At 61.7% G+C, this 15,224-nt stretch carries 8 protein-coding genes; 2 read left to right on the top strand and 6 right to left on the bottom strand.

Annotation, left to right across the window (positions count from 1 at the left end; genetic code table 11):
* Positions 1-27: 27 nt before the first annotated feature.
* Positions 28-4,086 carry a neuraminidase-like domain-containing protein gene (locus QMK55_RS06810; RefSeq protein ID WP_320328912.1) on the top strand — a complete coding sequence of 1,353 codons (4,059 nt, stop codon included), beginning with the start codon at positions 28-30 and terminating at the stop codon, positions 4,084-4,086.
* Complete coding sequence (locus QMK55_RS06805) at positions 4,079-8,389, top strand: hypothetical protein (protein WP_320328911.1); 4,311 nt, start codon at positions 4,079-4,081, stop codon at positions 8,387-8,389. Before QMK55_RS06810 ends, QMK55_RS06805 begins: the two co-directional genes overlap by 8 nt.
* Before the next feature lie 17 nt (positions 8,390-8,406).
* Here the strand turns inward: QMK55_RS06805 and QMK55_RS06800 are convergent, their stop codons facing one another.
* The 6 genes from QMK55_RS06800 to QMK55_RS06775 are packed head-to-tail and all read right to left on the bottom strand — an operon-like array spanning position 8,407 to position 15,126.
* Positions 8,407-9,738 (bottom strand): DUF58 domain-containing protein, encoded by a 1,332-nt coding sequence (locus tag QMK55_RS06800; RefSeq protein ID WP_320328910.1) that lies wholly within the window; start codon positions 9,736-9,738, stop codon positions 8,407-8,409.
* Positions 9,735-10,736, bottom strand: a complete 1,002-nt coding sequence (locus tag QMK55_RS06795; RefSeq protein ID WP_102355016.1) for an AAA family ATPase — start codon at positions 10,734-10,736, stop codon at positions 9,735-9,737. The genes QMK55_RS06800 and QMK55_RS06795 overlap by 4 nt, the downstream gene beginning before the upstream one ends.
* Complete coding sequence (locus QMK55_RS06790) at positions 10,733-11,896, bottom strand: DUF4350 domain-containing protein (protein ID WP_320328909.1); 1,164 nt, start codon at positions 11,894-11,896, stop codon at positions 10,733-10,735. The genes QMK55_RS06795 and QMK55_RS06790 overlap by 4 nt, the downstream gene beginning before the upstream one ends.
* Positions 11,893-13,440, bottom strand: a complete 1,548-nt coding sequence (locus tag QMK55_RS06785) for a DUF4129 domain-containing protein (protein WP_320328908.1) — start codon at positions 13,438-13,440, stop codon at positions 11,893-11,895. Before QMK55_RS06785 ends, QMK55_RS06790 begins: the two co-directional genes overlap by 4 nt.
* A complete protein-coding gene (locus tag QMK55_RS06780) occupies positions 13,427-14,404 on the bottom strand; it encodes a stage II sporulation protein M (RefSeq protein ID WP_102355019.1) in 978 nt (325 codons plus the stop codon). The genes QMK55_RS06785 and QMK55_RS06780 overlap by 14 nt, the downstream gene beginning before the upstream one ends.
* Positions 14,401-15,126 (bottom strand): RDD family protein, encoded by a 726-nt coding sequence (locus QMK55_RS06775; protein ID WP_102355020.1) that lies wholly within the window; start codon positions 15,124-15,126, stop codon positions 14,401-14,403. Before QMK55_RS06775 ends, QMK55_RS06780 begins: the two co-directional genes overlap by 4 nt.
* Positions 15,127-15,224: the final 98 nt, after the last annotated feature.

The raw sequence follows: 15,224 nt of genomic DNA, 5'->3' as shown, positions 1-15,224 counted from the left end.
CTCTCCAGGACGCAGGAAGAACAGACCATGACTCAGAGCAATCTGGCTGAACTGTTGGAAAAACGCCGTAACGCCTTGGTCGAATATTGCATCGGCCATGTCGCCAAAGACCGTTACGCCTTTGTGAGAACGCCACAGGATCTGTTCGAACTGTTGCGTCTGGACCCGCAGGATAATTACCCGGTGCAAAGTTCCTGGGTGGCGGAAGCGACGAGCTGTGCACAGCAATTCATTCATGCGGCCTATCGCAAACTTGAACCCGGATACGAAAAGGTCGAGTTCGATAAGGCCGATCTGCAGCTCTGGGAACTGTACAACAACTATCCGGACTGGGCTGCGCTGACGATGATTGCGCTCCACCCGGAAAACTTCATCACCCCGTTCGTGCGGCAGCGCAAAACCCGTCTGTTCAAGGCGCTGGAAAATGACTTGAACCAGACACGCCTGAGCGGCGATTCGGTGCAGCGTGCATTGCAGGGTTATTTGAAAGCGTTCGAACAAACCTGCAACCTGGATGTTATCAGTGGCTGTCTGGACGGCGATTCGGCGGTTCGCGCCACCTACTATTTTGTCGGTCGGCAGCGGGTGCAGCCGTTTCAGTATTTCTGGCGCAAGGCCGAGATCGAACTGACCACAGCGGGTGAACCCGTCAATCCAGCGGCTTGGGATGAATGGCAAGCGATCGAGATTCCGGTGGGGGGCCGGGTGCTGGATGTGCGGCCGGTGTTCTGGAGCGGTCGTTTGTGCCTGGTCTGGGCCGAGTGGCGCGACGAGGTGAAGGGGCTGGCAGGGGAGCGTAGCCTGCCGAACCGACTGGACATCAATCTGGCGTTCATGAACCAGAGTGGGGACTGGTCGGCGCCCTTGAGCCTGCACAGCAGTGAACAAGACACGGATAAAAGCGCGGGCGCGCGGCTGATTGCGACCACGCTGATCGACGCGTACCACCCCAAGGGCCGGTTGGGTGTATGGCTCACCAACGGCAGCGACTTGAAAGTCGGTGCGACGCGCGACGTGTTGTTTCGTCCGCTGCCTGAAGACGATGGCAGTTGGCTCGACCACCTGGCGACGCATCGCTTTACCGATGCACTGGTCGTTCAGCACCCGTTGACCCCTGCGACTCAGCCGACGATTGCGCTCGAAGGGCCGGGGACAGGCGTTATGGCGCCTTACTTCACTTTGCAGGCGGTGTTTGCAGAGGTGGGTAACCAGGACTATCTCTGGGTTCGAGGACAATGCAGGGCAAGAAATCTGGCGAGCAGCGCCAGTGCCGAGTTCACTTTGACGCTGAGTCACGGGGCGGGCGAAGATCCGGCGGAGGTCAAGGGATCATTCCCCATTGCCGGTGGCTGGGCAACGGACTGGCTATTGCTGAAACGGAATAAAGGAGGGTTTGTAGGCGGGGCCACATTCACGCTGAGTAACCCAACCTACGGCAATCGGGTCTTTAAGGTGTCGTTGGGGGATTTCGTCCGTTCACTCCCGCCGACACTGGAAAAAAACACCCGGGATGCGGCGCAGTTCATCGCTTTCAGACAGACCGCAATGCTGCCCCGCGCGCGTTTGAACTCTCTGTTCGGTCCCGATCTGGTACAGCGCAGCAACATCTCGGTCGATGCGGTGCTGGATTGGAACACGCAGTTTCTGCAAGAACCCGCCCCTGAGGCAGACGATAAGTTCACGGAGCCGAACGGGGCATTCAACGGCGCGAATGGCTTGTATTTCTGGGAGCTGTTTTTTCACCTGGCGCACCTGGTCTCCGCGCGTCTGCGAGCCGAAGACCGGTTTGCCGAGGCACAAAACTGGCTGCATTACCTGTTCGATCCGCAAGCCATCGCAACGTCGGACTCTCCACCGAAACCCCGTTACTGGCGCTGCCGTCCGCTTCAGGAGACGGGCAACCTGGGCCACGAAGTGCGGATGCCCACCGATCCGGATGCGATTGCTTACGCGGCGCCCGAGCACTACAGCAAACTGGTATTCACCGAGTATGTGAAAAACCTCATCGCCTGGGGTGACTGGTATTACCGCCAGCTTACCCGCGATGCGCTGGTGGCCGCGAAGTTGTGTTACGTGCAGGCAGAATTTCTGATGGGTAAACCGCCCTCGGCCCGGGCTGTGGCTCGCTGGGAAACGCAGACGGTCGACAGCTTGCTGAAACAGGGCAATACACGTCCGGCGCTCGAGCAGTTTGAACGTGAGTTGGCGTATTCCCTCGCGCAGATTCCAGCGGTCGCCGAAGCGGCGCCACTGATGGGATTACTGGCGAACGAGCCGTTCAAAACGCCAATCAATGAACAGTTGCTCGAACTGTACGACTGGCCCGGCCAGCGCCTGAACAATTTGCGCAACAATCTGACCCTGGATGGCAAACCGCTGAACGTTCCGTTGTTCAGCCCGCCCACCGATCCCAATCAACTGTTGCGCGACCTGGCCGGCGGCGGTATCGGCGGGCCTCGGCCAATGGGCGGCCGTCTGGTGGTGGGCGCGTTTCGCTGGCGGGTCACTTACGAGTCGGCACTGCGTGCGGTGCAGACCCTGCAGGAATACGGCAGTCAGGTTTTGCGCCTGATCGAACAACGTGACCGCGCTGAGCAGGAGGAAATGCAACAGGAACACATGAAGGAGCTGGGTGACTATGCACGCATTGTGCAGGAGCAATCGATTGCCCATTTACAGGCAAGCGTTACCGCACTGGCGCAGAGCCGCAGCATGGTGCAGGAGCGGGCCGACCGGTATCAGGCCTGGTACGACGAGAACGTGACCGATGCTGAATATCAGGTCATGGAAAAACTGCAGATCACCAAAGATCTGAATCTGGGCGCCGTCGCGCTGAAGGGCGGAGGGGCAGTGCTGGCCAATCTGCCGAATATTTTCGGCATGGCCGTCGGTGGCAGTCGCCTGGATGCCATCACCGATGCAGTGGTCTTCGGGTTGCAAATCGGCGCCATGGCCTTGCAGACCGACGCGGAAAAACAGGCACTCATCGAGAGTTATCGCCTGCGTCGCCGAGAGTGGGAGTTGCAACGCGATCAGGCTCGATCCGAGGTGCAAGCCATTGACGAGCAACTTGCCGCGCAGGCGTTTGCGCTGGAAGCGGCCAGGGCCAGTCTGGAGCAGACCTTGCGCGCCAACGCTCAAGCATTGACCCTCTACAACTACCTGAAAAAGCGCGCAAGCAACGCTGAATTGTTCGGCTGGCTGTTGGGGCAACTCAAAGCCTTGCACTATCAGGCCTACGATGCGGTGGTCAGCCTGTGTCTGAGTGCCCGCGCGTCGCTGAGTGCCGAAACAGGTGAAGACGACACCGACGATGCGTTGCCACAAGTCTGGCTGGACAACCGTCACGGCCTGACCGCCGGTGAGCATTTGCGCGAATATCTGCTGCGCATGGACCGCCTGTATCTGCAAAGCCATGAGCGCCGTCTGGAGCGGGTGAAAACCGTTTCGTTGCGGCAACTGTTTGATGATTCGGCCGATCCGCAGAGCGGGTTTACCAACTGGTCGCTGGCGCTGCAGGACTTGATCGCCAAGGGCACTCTGGAATTCCAGCTGACGCAGTTGCTGTTCGATCGTGATCATCCGGGGGAATACTGCCGGCTGATCAACCTGATCGAAGTCGATCTTCCGGTGCTGACCGGCCCTTACCAGGATGTTCAGGCGACGCTGCGTCAGGTCGGCAGCATGACCGCCACCCGGGCAACGGCGCGTTCGGTCGAGTACCTGCACCAGCCGACAGGCGCAGTGGCGCCACCTGATGTTCAGTTCAATCTGCGCAGTGGCCAGCAGATCGGTTTATCGGTGGGCCTCGCCGACACCGGCATGAACGCCAGCAAACCGGATGAAGGCTTGCTCAATCCGTTCGAGAACACCGGAGCGGTGTCGCGCTGGCAGTTGCACTTTCCGTGGCCCGAGAGCGAGCGGCAAGAGCCGATGCTCAAATCGCTCACCGACGTCATCGTGCGTATCCGCTACACGGCCAAGGCCGGTGAGCCGACGTTTACCCTTGCCGTCAAAGACCTGGTCACCCGGGCAATGAGTTCCCGTCAGTCACGCAATGTCAAAGGAGCAGGCAATCATGTTTGATCCAGTCGTTCAGGCCAATGACAGTCTGCTGCTCAATGGTGATTTCAGCCAGGGCATGGACAACTGGACGCGAGGTGCCAACCCGCGCGAGGTCGCAGTCGTCGGCGAGGTCTATGACGGCGTACCGATCAGGCTGCTGTCTGCGGGCAATCTTGGTTCTGCCTGGCAGCAGGTCACCGTACCGGTAAAGCCGGATGCCCGCGCCAGGTATGTATTGAGTTTTCTGTATGAAACGCGGCATGCCGAAGCGGGCCGCATGCTCATCACGGCTGAAGATGGAACCGTGTTGAGAGAAATCCCGTTGCCGCCGGGCAGCACTCGCAACCTTGCAGAAGACCAGGCACGGATCGCCAGCGGCCAGCCGCTGGTATTCAAGCCGATCGAGTACAACGCTCCGTTCGATCTGCCGTTGCAGCGCCTGGACAAGATCCGTGTCACGGTGGTCGCTCCAGCCAATGCTGATCCCGATGACTATCACCTGAAGGTCCTGATCACTCGCATTCATCTGGCCCTGCACCTTGAGCCAGTGGTGCTGCAAACACTGAAGCTGGACGAGGAGCAATTGCCGGCCAGCGGGTTGCTCTACCTGTGCCTGGGCGTGGACGGTGGCTTTCAGCATCGGCTTGAATGTGTTCCCGAACCCGACAGCCCCTGGCTCTACACCAAGGCTGCGTTGATCAGCGACGACAACCCGCAAGGCGCCGTTACCACGGCGCCTGACTGGGGCGTCGATCATCCGCTGGATTTACCGTGGGTTTTGCAGTGCCCGTTGATCGATGATGGTCAGGATCCTTACCTGTTCACGGTGAACCTGGAGAACCAGTACACCGCTGCGCCTTACCCGATACAGGCCTCGCTGGGCCATCATCGGCTGGTGTTTCGCGAGGAACTGGAGGCCGCGTACTACCCGGTGCTGGAGTTGGCGCAATCGGTGCGCCTAGGCGTGCGAGTGGCCTCCTGGTACACCGGTCAGTTTCTGGCCGGGCGCACGGTGACCTGGGCGATCGACGGGCAGGGGGGGCTCGGCACTACGTCCACGGATTCCGAGGGGTGGGCATACTTCGATTTCCTGCCCACGACTGCGGGCGACGTTGCTATCAAAGCCTCGGTAACGAGTCCGTACTATGCCAGTGGTGTCGAGACTACAACGCTGGATGTTCGGGTGCTCGCGACCGATCCATGGAAGGAGGTGCTGGCGGTGGTCGAGGGCAACGCCTTGCCCTGGGCGCAAACGACCGGATATCCCAATCGTGGTTCTACCTATCAGGTGAGTGTGCGGCTGCCCGAGGTGTTGCGTGGCACCGAGTTGGCCATGCGCTGGGAAGGCGATTCTGCGGCACAGTTGGGCGTGCAAGTGCGCCCGGAGCTGGAACAGTCGAGACCTGTCGATGTAGCGGATTTGGACTGGGCGTTGATCTGCCAGGACGAGCTCGATGGGCGCTTCTTGTTGCAGTTGTCATGCTCGAAGCTGCTGCTGCCCTCCGACAGGAAACCGATGTCACTGGCACGCAATCTGGTGCGCATCGGCGACGTTCAGGAGGCCAACAAGTTTCCGGTGGTGGACGAGCATGAAAGCGTCCTGCTGCGGGTGCAAGTGGTGCACGTGGTCACCAGCGGCGACGGCGATCCGGTCAACAATGCATTGGTCGACTGGTTGACGCCCGAAGGCACGATCTCGACCCAATCGGGTAGCGGTGGCTGGGCCAACGTGCTTTACCAGCCCTCCCGTGGTGGCGACCTGATGGTGACCGCCCGCGTCAGGGCGCACGCCGATGCGGTGGCAATGGAGCACCCGTTTGCAGTCAAGGCATTGCCGAGCAGTCCCTGGAAGAATCAGATCAGGATTTTGTTCGACAACACTGAAGTGGATCTTACCGAGCTGGGCTTGTTGTGCTGGCGTGGGGCTTCGCACACCCTGCGCATTGAAGCGACGGCTGGCAGTTCGTTGCTCGATCAGTTGGTGACGCTGCAGTGGCGTGGTGAGTCGCCGGAAATCGGCTTGACCGTCGCAGGTATCGGCGTGCCCTTGAAGCTGGAATCGAAGGGGCTGGAATGGACGTTCAGTTCACAAGTTGCATCGAGCAGCAGCAGCCTGTTCAGTCTGGTATTGAGCAGCCCGGTGCTGGCGTCACCCCGAGAGTTGTTCGGTCGGCTGATCGCCACTGATCTGATGGATGAACTGACGGTGATGCTGGATCAGGTGACCGCGACAATAGCCGGTCAGACGTTGTTTCCGTGCATCGGCGCCAGGCACAACGTGCGCTATTTACCCAATGCATTGAGTCCGTTGGTGGGGTTGCAGGGAACGTTGATGTGGCAGGGAACACCGGCCGGCGAGCTGGACGCAAGCGTCGAACCGCCGCTCGATATTTCCCAGACGCTGAGCGATGGAGGTATTGGATGGAGCCTGGACTTCACTGCGAGCAAGGTCTCCGGCGACTTTATTCTCGGGCTTTTTCTGCCTGCATTGAGTCTGTCCATGAGCGCCAACCCGATGCGGCTCGCCCACAACAAATTGCGCATTGGCGGCTGGCACGAGTCTGCGGTTGATGCCGTCATCGGCAGGGATAAAGCCTGGAGTTGGGTCAGGGTGGTTTCGGCATTCACCGGCCAGGCGGTGGCGCAGGTGGCGGTGCAGTGGAAGACGGCGGCCGGCCTCGAAACAGTCGCCAGCGATGACCTTGGCTGGTCGGGCTTGGGCTTGACGCCGGGCACCGCCGGTCAGCAGGAGGTGGTGGCCAATGTGCGCAGCCCGTTTGACGATTATGAAGAGCAGCGCGCCTTGTCTTTTATCGCACTCGCCCGTGACCCTTGGGAGGGTGTGCGGGTGCGCTTCGATGGCCATGACGAACAGCCGTGGGGCAGTCAAACCTTCTTCCCGCGGCGCCGAGGTACACACATTCTCGAAGTGCTGTTCGAGGATGACAGTCCATTGTTCGAGCAAGACCTGGCCTTGGGATTGACCGGTACCGGTCCTGTGGCGCTGGGGCTGCGCTTCGAACCCGCGCTCGGCGTTGCGCACCGGCCCTCGGCCCTCGGCATGCGGTTCTCCGTGCGCTGCGATGATGTGACGGACGGCGGTTTCGCGCTTCGCCTGGGCGCTGAGCGATTGGCGCGCCTGTCACCGGCCAACGCGATGTCGTTGGGCGTGGGCGCGCAAGTGTTGAAAATCCTCGCCAATAGCCGTGTTCAGCAGGTGCTGGAATGGGAGCAGGAACTGGTCGAGGAGGTCTCTGTGGTCTCGTCCATCACCGGTAAGGGCATCCCGGGAATCGCAGTGACCTGGCACAACGCGGAACTGGGGACGCTGACCAGCCTGACCGACTTTTATGGGGTGGCCCGTTTACGGTTCAAACCGCAGACACCAGGCGCGGCGGTGGTGACGGCAACGGTGGGGGATGCGGTTTATTCGGAGTCGGTCGATCTGGCGTACACGCTTGAGGAACCGCGCGAAATCATCGAACTGTACGAGCCGCAAGGTTCGCGGTTGCCGCCGGACGAGGAGCAGGCGCTAGCCATTGCCAAGGTGGTTTCGGCACGCACCGGTCTACCATTGGCTGGCGTGCAGGTGCGCTGGGGTTTTGCTGGCCGTGTCTTGACCCCGTCGGTGACGGACGAGGAGGGTTTTGCTCGGTTGACCTTTGCTTACTCCGCTGAGGGGGATGGCATTTTATCTGCCACGGTAAGTGGCGGTTTGGGTGGCTGGGATATGGCGCAGTTGGTGTATGGCGGGCTGGTGCCGGTGATAGAGTCGTTGACCAGCTTGCATACCGATATCAATTTGGGGCAGTCAGTCACCGCTGTCGTACGGGTTGTTTCTCGAGGCGACGGGAAACCGTTGGAAGGGATTAAAGTCGTGTGGCAGATCCCCGGCCAGGAGTTACCTGTCACGACCACGAATGCGGATGGCAAATCGATACTGGTCCTTAGCCCGAATGAGCTGGGACCGAACAGACTCGTAGCGACCGTCCATCTCGGAAGCTCCAAAGCATGGGAGTTTTACGTATTCGATCCCGCGGATACTCCCATGTTCGAGCGCATCACAAATCTTTCGCCGCGAAACGTTGTCGGTTGCGAGGCTCATGTTGAAGTCAGAATTATTGACCAGCAGACACGACTGCCTTTAGCCCATAGGAGAGTTGCGTGGTTCTATTTGAATTTGTCGCTTGCCTCAATGAGATCGGACGCTAACGGGATCGCGTACGTCAAATTCATTTTCCCGCGAGCCGGTCACGATAAAATTGGCGCGCAATCAGTTGTGGCTTACAAAGAGTTGTTCATTAGCGTAACCGAGTCCTCATGAGGGCACGGCAAATGAGTTCAGAGCGTACCTGCCTTCTTCCAACCGAGGTATTGGGTGACTAACGCTGGGCTCATCTCGCCGGGTTGTGTATCCAGCACTCGAGCACCATGAGCACTCAACCGCTCATGCAGTTCTGCCCGGGCGTTGAGGTAATCCACCGTGCCGCAATAGGCCAGCGCTTCAGGCAGGGTTTGCACTGGGGCCTGGCGCACCTGGTCGAGCGTTTCTTCGCGCAGGCTGACCACCAGCACTTGATGCTGGCGGTTCAGGTGCTGGACCGCGTTGGTCAGTTCGCCATGGTCTTCATCGCGCAGGTTGGTCACCAGGATGACCAGTGCCCGGCGTTTCTGACGGGTCAGTAGCTGTTGGACGGCTGACTGGTAATCCGCTGGACGTTGGCTACTCGCCAGATCGTAGACTGCGTTAAGCAAAATGTTCAGTTGCCCGGCGCCTTTTACCGGCGCGAGATATCGCGGTTGATCGCTGGCAAAGGTGCTCAACCCCACGGCATCGCCCTGCCGCAGCGCGACGTAACTCAGCAGCAGACACGCATTCAGCGCATGGTCGAAATGCGCCAGCTCGCCATCCTGGCTGCGCATTTGCCGGCCGCAATCGAGCATGAAGATGATCTGCTGATCACGCTCGTCCTGGTACTCGCGGGCAATCGGCGTGCGCTGCCGGGCGGTGGCTTTCCAGTCGATCTGGCGCAGGCTGTCGCCTTCGCGAAATTCGCGCAGTTGATGAAATTCCAGGCCTTGCCCGCGACGTTGGCGCTGGCGCACACCGAGCTGGCTGAGCCAGTTGTCCACCGCCAGCAACTGCCCGCCGTAGAGCTTGGCGAAGTCCGGGTAGACGCGGACGTCGCTGCTCACCTCGATCAGGCGTTTGCCTGACCACAGACCCAGCGGGCTGGGCAGGTTGATTTCGCAATGTTCGAAGGTGAAGTGACCGCGATTGAGCGGGCGCAGGCGATAACCGACCTCGCTGAACTGGCCGGGTTGCAGCTCGACCGACAGCGGCAGGTTGTCGAAACTCAACCCCGGTGGCACGTGATCGAACATCTCCACTGTGACCGGCTCACTGAAATCGTGACTGAGCTGCAGCCGTACCTCGCTCCAACGGCCGAGTGCGAGGCTGCCGGGCATCTGGCGCTGGATGCGCGGCGAGGGCAGGTTGTTCAGGCGTAGCGCATCGATGATCGCCAGCACCAACAGGGCCAGCAGCAACCCCCAACTGATCGCCGACAGGCTGGCGGGTGTCGGGATGTCGAGTGCCTGCACGGTGCCCAGCAGCGTGCCGATGGCCAGCAGAACGGCCAGCCAGATCAACAGCAGGCGTGACGGTTTCACAGACGCGGCGCCGGCACTTGGTCGAGCAGTTGCTGCAGCACTTGGTCAACCTCCAGCCCTTCGATGTCCAGTTCGGGCGCCACCCGTACCCGATGGCGCAGCACCGAGAGCGCGCAGCCCTTGATGTCATCGGGGATCACGAACTCGCCACCGCGCAGCAACGCCCGGGCGCGGGCGCAGCGCACCAGCGCAATGGTTGCTCGCGGCCCGGCGCCGAGGGTCAGGCCGGGCCAGGAACGGGTACTGCGCGCCAGACGCACAGCGTAATCGAGCACCTGATCGTCCAGCGGCAGGTCACTGGCAATGCGTTGCAGGGCCTGCACATCCTTGGCTTGCAGCACCGTGCGCAGCGGCTGCACGTCGAGCATGTCGGCGCGGGTCGAGCGGCTGACCTGACGCACCATGCTCAGTTCCTGCTCGGCATCGGGGTAGTCCATGCGCACCTTGAGCATGAAGCGATCGAGCTCGGCTTCCGGCAGTGGGTAGGTGCCTTCCTGTTCGATCGGGTTTTGCGTGGCGAGCACCATGAACGGCTGGGCGATGGGCAGCGCCCGACCTTCGAGGGTGACCTGGCGCTCCTGCATGGCTTCGAGCAACGCCGCCTGGGTTTTCGCCGGTGCGCGGTTGATCTCGTCGGCCAGCAGCAGGTTGGTGAACAGCGGCCCCTTGCGCAGCTTGAACTGCTCGGTGTGCAGGTCGTACACCGCGTGGCCGGTGACGTCGCTGGGCATCAGGTCCGGGGTGAACTGAATGCGCGCGAACTCACCACCGAAGCACCGCGCCAGCGCCCGCACCAGCAAGGTCTTGCCCAGTCCGGGGACGCCCTCGAGCAGCACGTGACCGCCGGCAATCAGCGCCGTCAGGACGTCGTCGATCACGCCGTTCTGGCCGATCAGGGCCTTCTGCAATTCACCGCGCACCGCTTGCGCCAACTGGCTGGCGCGCTGGCGTTGCTGGGCGGCGTGGCTGGCGCTGCCGGGCTCGATGTGCTCAGTCATAGCGTGTTCCTCAAGGTTTGCAGGTGGGCCACCTGGCGGCTGAAATCAGCGCTGCTCATGCGCTGTTTCGGCACCGGGCTCAGGGCCTGGCTGATTGCGCGGGTCGGCTGTCGGGTCAGGCGCGACAGCACCAGCCATTGCTCGGCCACGTTCAACTGGTCGAAGCCGGGATGGCGGCGTCGGGCGCGGCGTAGCACGTCTTGTTGCAAGGCTTGCAACAGCGTGTGCTGGCCGTTGTGGCGCAGGATGAAATCGGCACTGGCGCGCAGGTGTTCCTGCAACTGACGGCGGCCACGCGGGGCGGGCGCGAGCAGTGGCCCGTGGCGCACACCGACGTGCCACAAGCCGAGGCCGATCAGCGCCAGCAGGGCAACGATGGCCTGCGGGAAATAACGCCAGAGCAGGGTCGGCAGGCCGTCGTGTGTGGTGTTGAAAATCAGTGTGACGTCAGTGTCGGCGCTCAGGTACCAGAGCAGCCAGGCGTTGTCGTGTTGGCTGATGGCCGGGGTCTTCCACAACTCGGCATCGGTGACCACAGTAATCGAGCCGAGGCCATAAGCCAGTTGCATCATGTGCGTGGCCTTGGCGCTGTTGGCCCAGGCTTGCGCGAGATTCTTCGGGTCCTCCAAATGAAACGCGGTGTCGAAACCGGCGTAGGCGGGGGCGTCTTCATCTTCCAGGTACAGCTTGGTCAGGTTCGGGTAGGGGTCATCGGCCAGTTCCGCCGGTGGTTCCTTCAGGTTCTTGCTCAGGGACTGATGCAGTTGCACCCGGTCCAGCAGCAGGTCGTCGCTTTGTCTGGCCTGTTCATCCCACAATGCTTGGGCAACGAACACCAGGCGTCCGCCGGCGCGGGCCCAGTTCAGCACCTGATCGACCTGACGCGGGGTCATCCGCGAGCGCTCGCCGAACAGCAGCAAGGTGTGCCGACGCGGATCGATGTCGGGCAGTCCTGCCAACGTTTCAGCATGGCCGACGTTGAGGCCGCGTGCGCGCAGGAACATCTGCGCCGCCAGATACGGGTTGGCCTGGGCCAGCGGCGAAGGGCCGTGATCGATCACTTCCTGATAAGGCCTGGCCTTGAAGTACAGATAGAGGCTCAACGCCGCGAGCAGGGCGACGATCAGCCCGCCGATCAGCCACGCGTTACGCCGGTTCAAGTGCGCGCTCCATGGCCGAACAGGGCGCGCCAGTCGTCACACAGTTCCTGTTGCAGATGCGCCGCCGGCACGCGATGCCCGTAGGCCATGTTCTGCCAATGCAGGGTCAGGGTACGGCTGAACATCAGCAGTTCCGGGTGCTGCAATTGCTCGACCCGCAGCAGTACCTGGTGCTCGGTGTCGGCGGCTTTCAAGGTCAGGTCAAAGTCGTGCAGCAGCCGGCTGAGCAAGCCGCGATAGAGCAGCCCCAGCGCGGCGCGTGGCTGGGTGTGCCAGAGTTGTTCGGCGCTGGCGGCGATGTCATCGGGCAGTGATTGCGGGTTCAGGTCCAGGCCGAATACCTGCCGCGGCGCGGGTGGCCTGTTGCGGCTGGGCAGCTTCATCCGGCGACTGACGAAGGTGCGCAGGAACTCGCGATAGCGCCAGATCAGCCAGCCGACAGCGGCGATCAACGCCGTCCACAACAACACCTCGATCAAGGTGGCCAAGGCATTGAAGCGTTGACCGTCGAGCCAGCCGAGCAGGGTTTTCAACCATTGTGGCGCCTCACCGGGCTTGACCTCGGCCGGGGTGGCCGGGTCGTCGCCAAAGCGATAACGGGTCACGCTTTCTTTGTTCTTGAACGGTGGTTGTTCAAGTAACGCCTTGATGCTGTCGTGCGAAGCCTGACTGGTCAGCGGTTGATGCAGCAGGCGTGGCGCCTGCGGGGCGTTGGCGGGATCGGCCGCGGCCCATACCGGTGGCAGCGCCGGCAGCAGCAGACAGACGGCCAGCAGCAAACCCAGAGCGCTGCTGTTCAGGCGCTGGCGCAAACGGCGGAACACCAGCTCGATGTCCCACGCTTCGAGTGTGGTGCGCCGGTTCAGATACAGGCTGAAACCGCAGGCGACATACACCGGTTCCCAGATCACCAGCACCAGCGCGTAAAAGGCATTGGTCAGGTGCTCCAGCCAGCGCCAATGGTGATCGGCGTCGAGGATCAGCGATTGCCAGTCCCAGTCGGTTTCGATCTGCTGCGGCAGCAGCATGTAGAACAGCACCATCAGGCCGATCCACAGCGCGGTTTCCAGATGCACGCCGATGATCGTCAGCCATTGTGCGGCGCCGGCATTACGTTGTAACAGCACTTGCAGGCGTTGCTGGCGGGCCGTGCTGTCCAGGCCTTCGAGCTGCATCACCGGCAGCAGAAAGCTGCGGCTCAGGCTCAGACGACGCCAGGTCAGACTGGCCAGCAGTTGCGGTTTGAGCAGCCGGGGAAATTCGCGCAAGGCCTGTTTCAAGGTCGGTGTTTCGCCGAACAGGGTCTTGGACAGGATGTACAGCGGCAGGCGTTCGTAAGCCGGTTTCAGCCACCAGAAAATGAACACGGCGAGTGACGGCGAATCCCACAGCAACAACGTCAGCAAGGCAAACAGCGGCAGAGTGACGATGGCCCAACTGGTCATCAGCAGGCGCCGGTGCTGCTGACTCATGAGCACACCCAGGTCCATGGCTTCCCAGGTGCTGCGCGGGCGGATCGCTACGCTGGCGTCACTCAGGCGCATGGCGTGTCCTTCCGGCGAACAGCAGGTAGACCGCCACCGCAATCCACAAAGATGCACCGACCGCGTACTTGGTTCGCGGCGCGATCCCGGTCTTCGATGACCAGTACGCCTCGATGAATGCCGCGATCAGCAGGAACAGCATGACCCCGCACACCAGCAGCACGCTTTTGCGCGCGGCGTGTTGCAGTGCTGCGCCGCGCGTCAGGCGTCCGGGAGCGATCAGTGCCCAGCCCAGTTTCAGCCCTGCCGCCCCCGCCAGGGCAATGGCGCTCAATTCGAAAGCACCGTGGCCGATCACGAATGACCAAAATGTCTGCCCGAAACCGATGTCGGTCAGGTGCCCGGCCACCGCGCCGATGATCAGCCCGTTGTAGACCAGGAAAAACGCACTGCCCACGCCCAGCAGCAAACCACTGGCGAAGGTCTGGAAGGCGATGCCGATGTTGTGCATCACGTAGTAACCGAACATCACCCAGTCTTCACTGGCGGCGCGTTCGGCGGATCGCCCAAGGTGCCCGGCCACTGGGTCGTACATGCTCTGCATCTCGCGCACCTGTTCGGCGGGGATCAGGTTGTAGACCAGCTCGGGATAGCCATATACAAGCAGCGCAAAGCCGATCAGGCTGCCGAAAAACAACAGCGTAGCGGCCAGTACGAACGGCCATTCCGCGCGCACCAACCGGGGGAAGTCGGCGAGGATGAAACCCAGCAGATTGGCGCCGAAGCGACTGCGGTGCCGATACAGCTGTTGGTGGCCGCGCAACACCTGTTGCTGCAGCGAGTCGATCAGATAACTGCTGTAGCCGCGCTCCTGGGCCAACGCCAGATGCTGGCACAGACGTCGATAAGCCTTGGGAAAACCGGCCACTTGCGAAGTGTCCTTGCCGTGCTCGAGGCGTTCGAGGGCCAGCGTGAAGCGCTCCCATTCGGCCTTGTGGCGAGCTTCGAAAAGACTCTGCTTCATGCCGGACCCAACAAGCCGCGGGCGATGCCGTTGAGTTCGTTGACCGCTTTGGGCGCCGAGATATGCAGCGGCTGGGCCAGCAGGGCGGCCAGTTCATTGACCCGCGCCGGCGACAGTTCAGCCTGGCGTTCGGCGAAGGCGAGCAGCGCGCGTTGCTCGACGGGATTGAGTGGCACGGGCGAACTGCGTGGCTGGGCGTCGGGTAATTGCGGGCGGTGCAGGGCGCGTTCGCTGTAGACCACCAGGGTGCCGGCGGCGATGTCGCCCAGACGCTTGAAGGTCGGGTGTTGCAGACAGCTGATGGCGCCGAGGAAATAGCCGAATGGCAGCAGATCGACGAAGCGCAACAGGTTGCGCAGCAGTGAGGCCGACCAGCCGATGGGGGTGCCGTTATCGTGAATCACCCGCAGGCCCATCCATTGTTTGCCCGGCGAGCGGCCCTGACGCAGCACTTCGAACAGCACCATGTACCACCAGCTGATGACAAACAGCAGCAGCGACCCGAGGCCCATGCCGAGCTGGCCGAGAAATGCCAGCGCCACGAACAGCACGCCGATGAGCGCGCCGCGAATGCCCAGGTCGATGCCGAAGGCGAGGGTACGCACCATCAGACCGGCCGGGCGCAACGGCAGGTCGATGCCCTCCGGGGTTTCCACTTGATAGCGGGTATCGAGTGGCGGGTTCAGCGGTGCTTTCCGTGGCGCTGCTGTGTTCTCGAGCATGGGCTACCTGATGGGGCCTGATCGGGATGTGAAGTCTGTCCGATGCTAGCAGCCTCTTGGGGGAAAACGACATAACTATGTATTGCACATCGTGTGAT

Source organism: Pseudomonas sp. P8_229 (assembly GCF_034008635.1).
In the GTDB taxonomy this organism is placed as follows: domain Bacteria; phylum Pseudomonadota; class Gammaproteobacteria; order Pseudomonadales; family Pseudomonadaceae; genus Aquipseudomonas.
The sequence above is the reverse complement of the archived record's forward strand: the minus strand, read 5'-3'. Positions and strand labels throughout refer to the sequence as shown.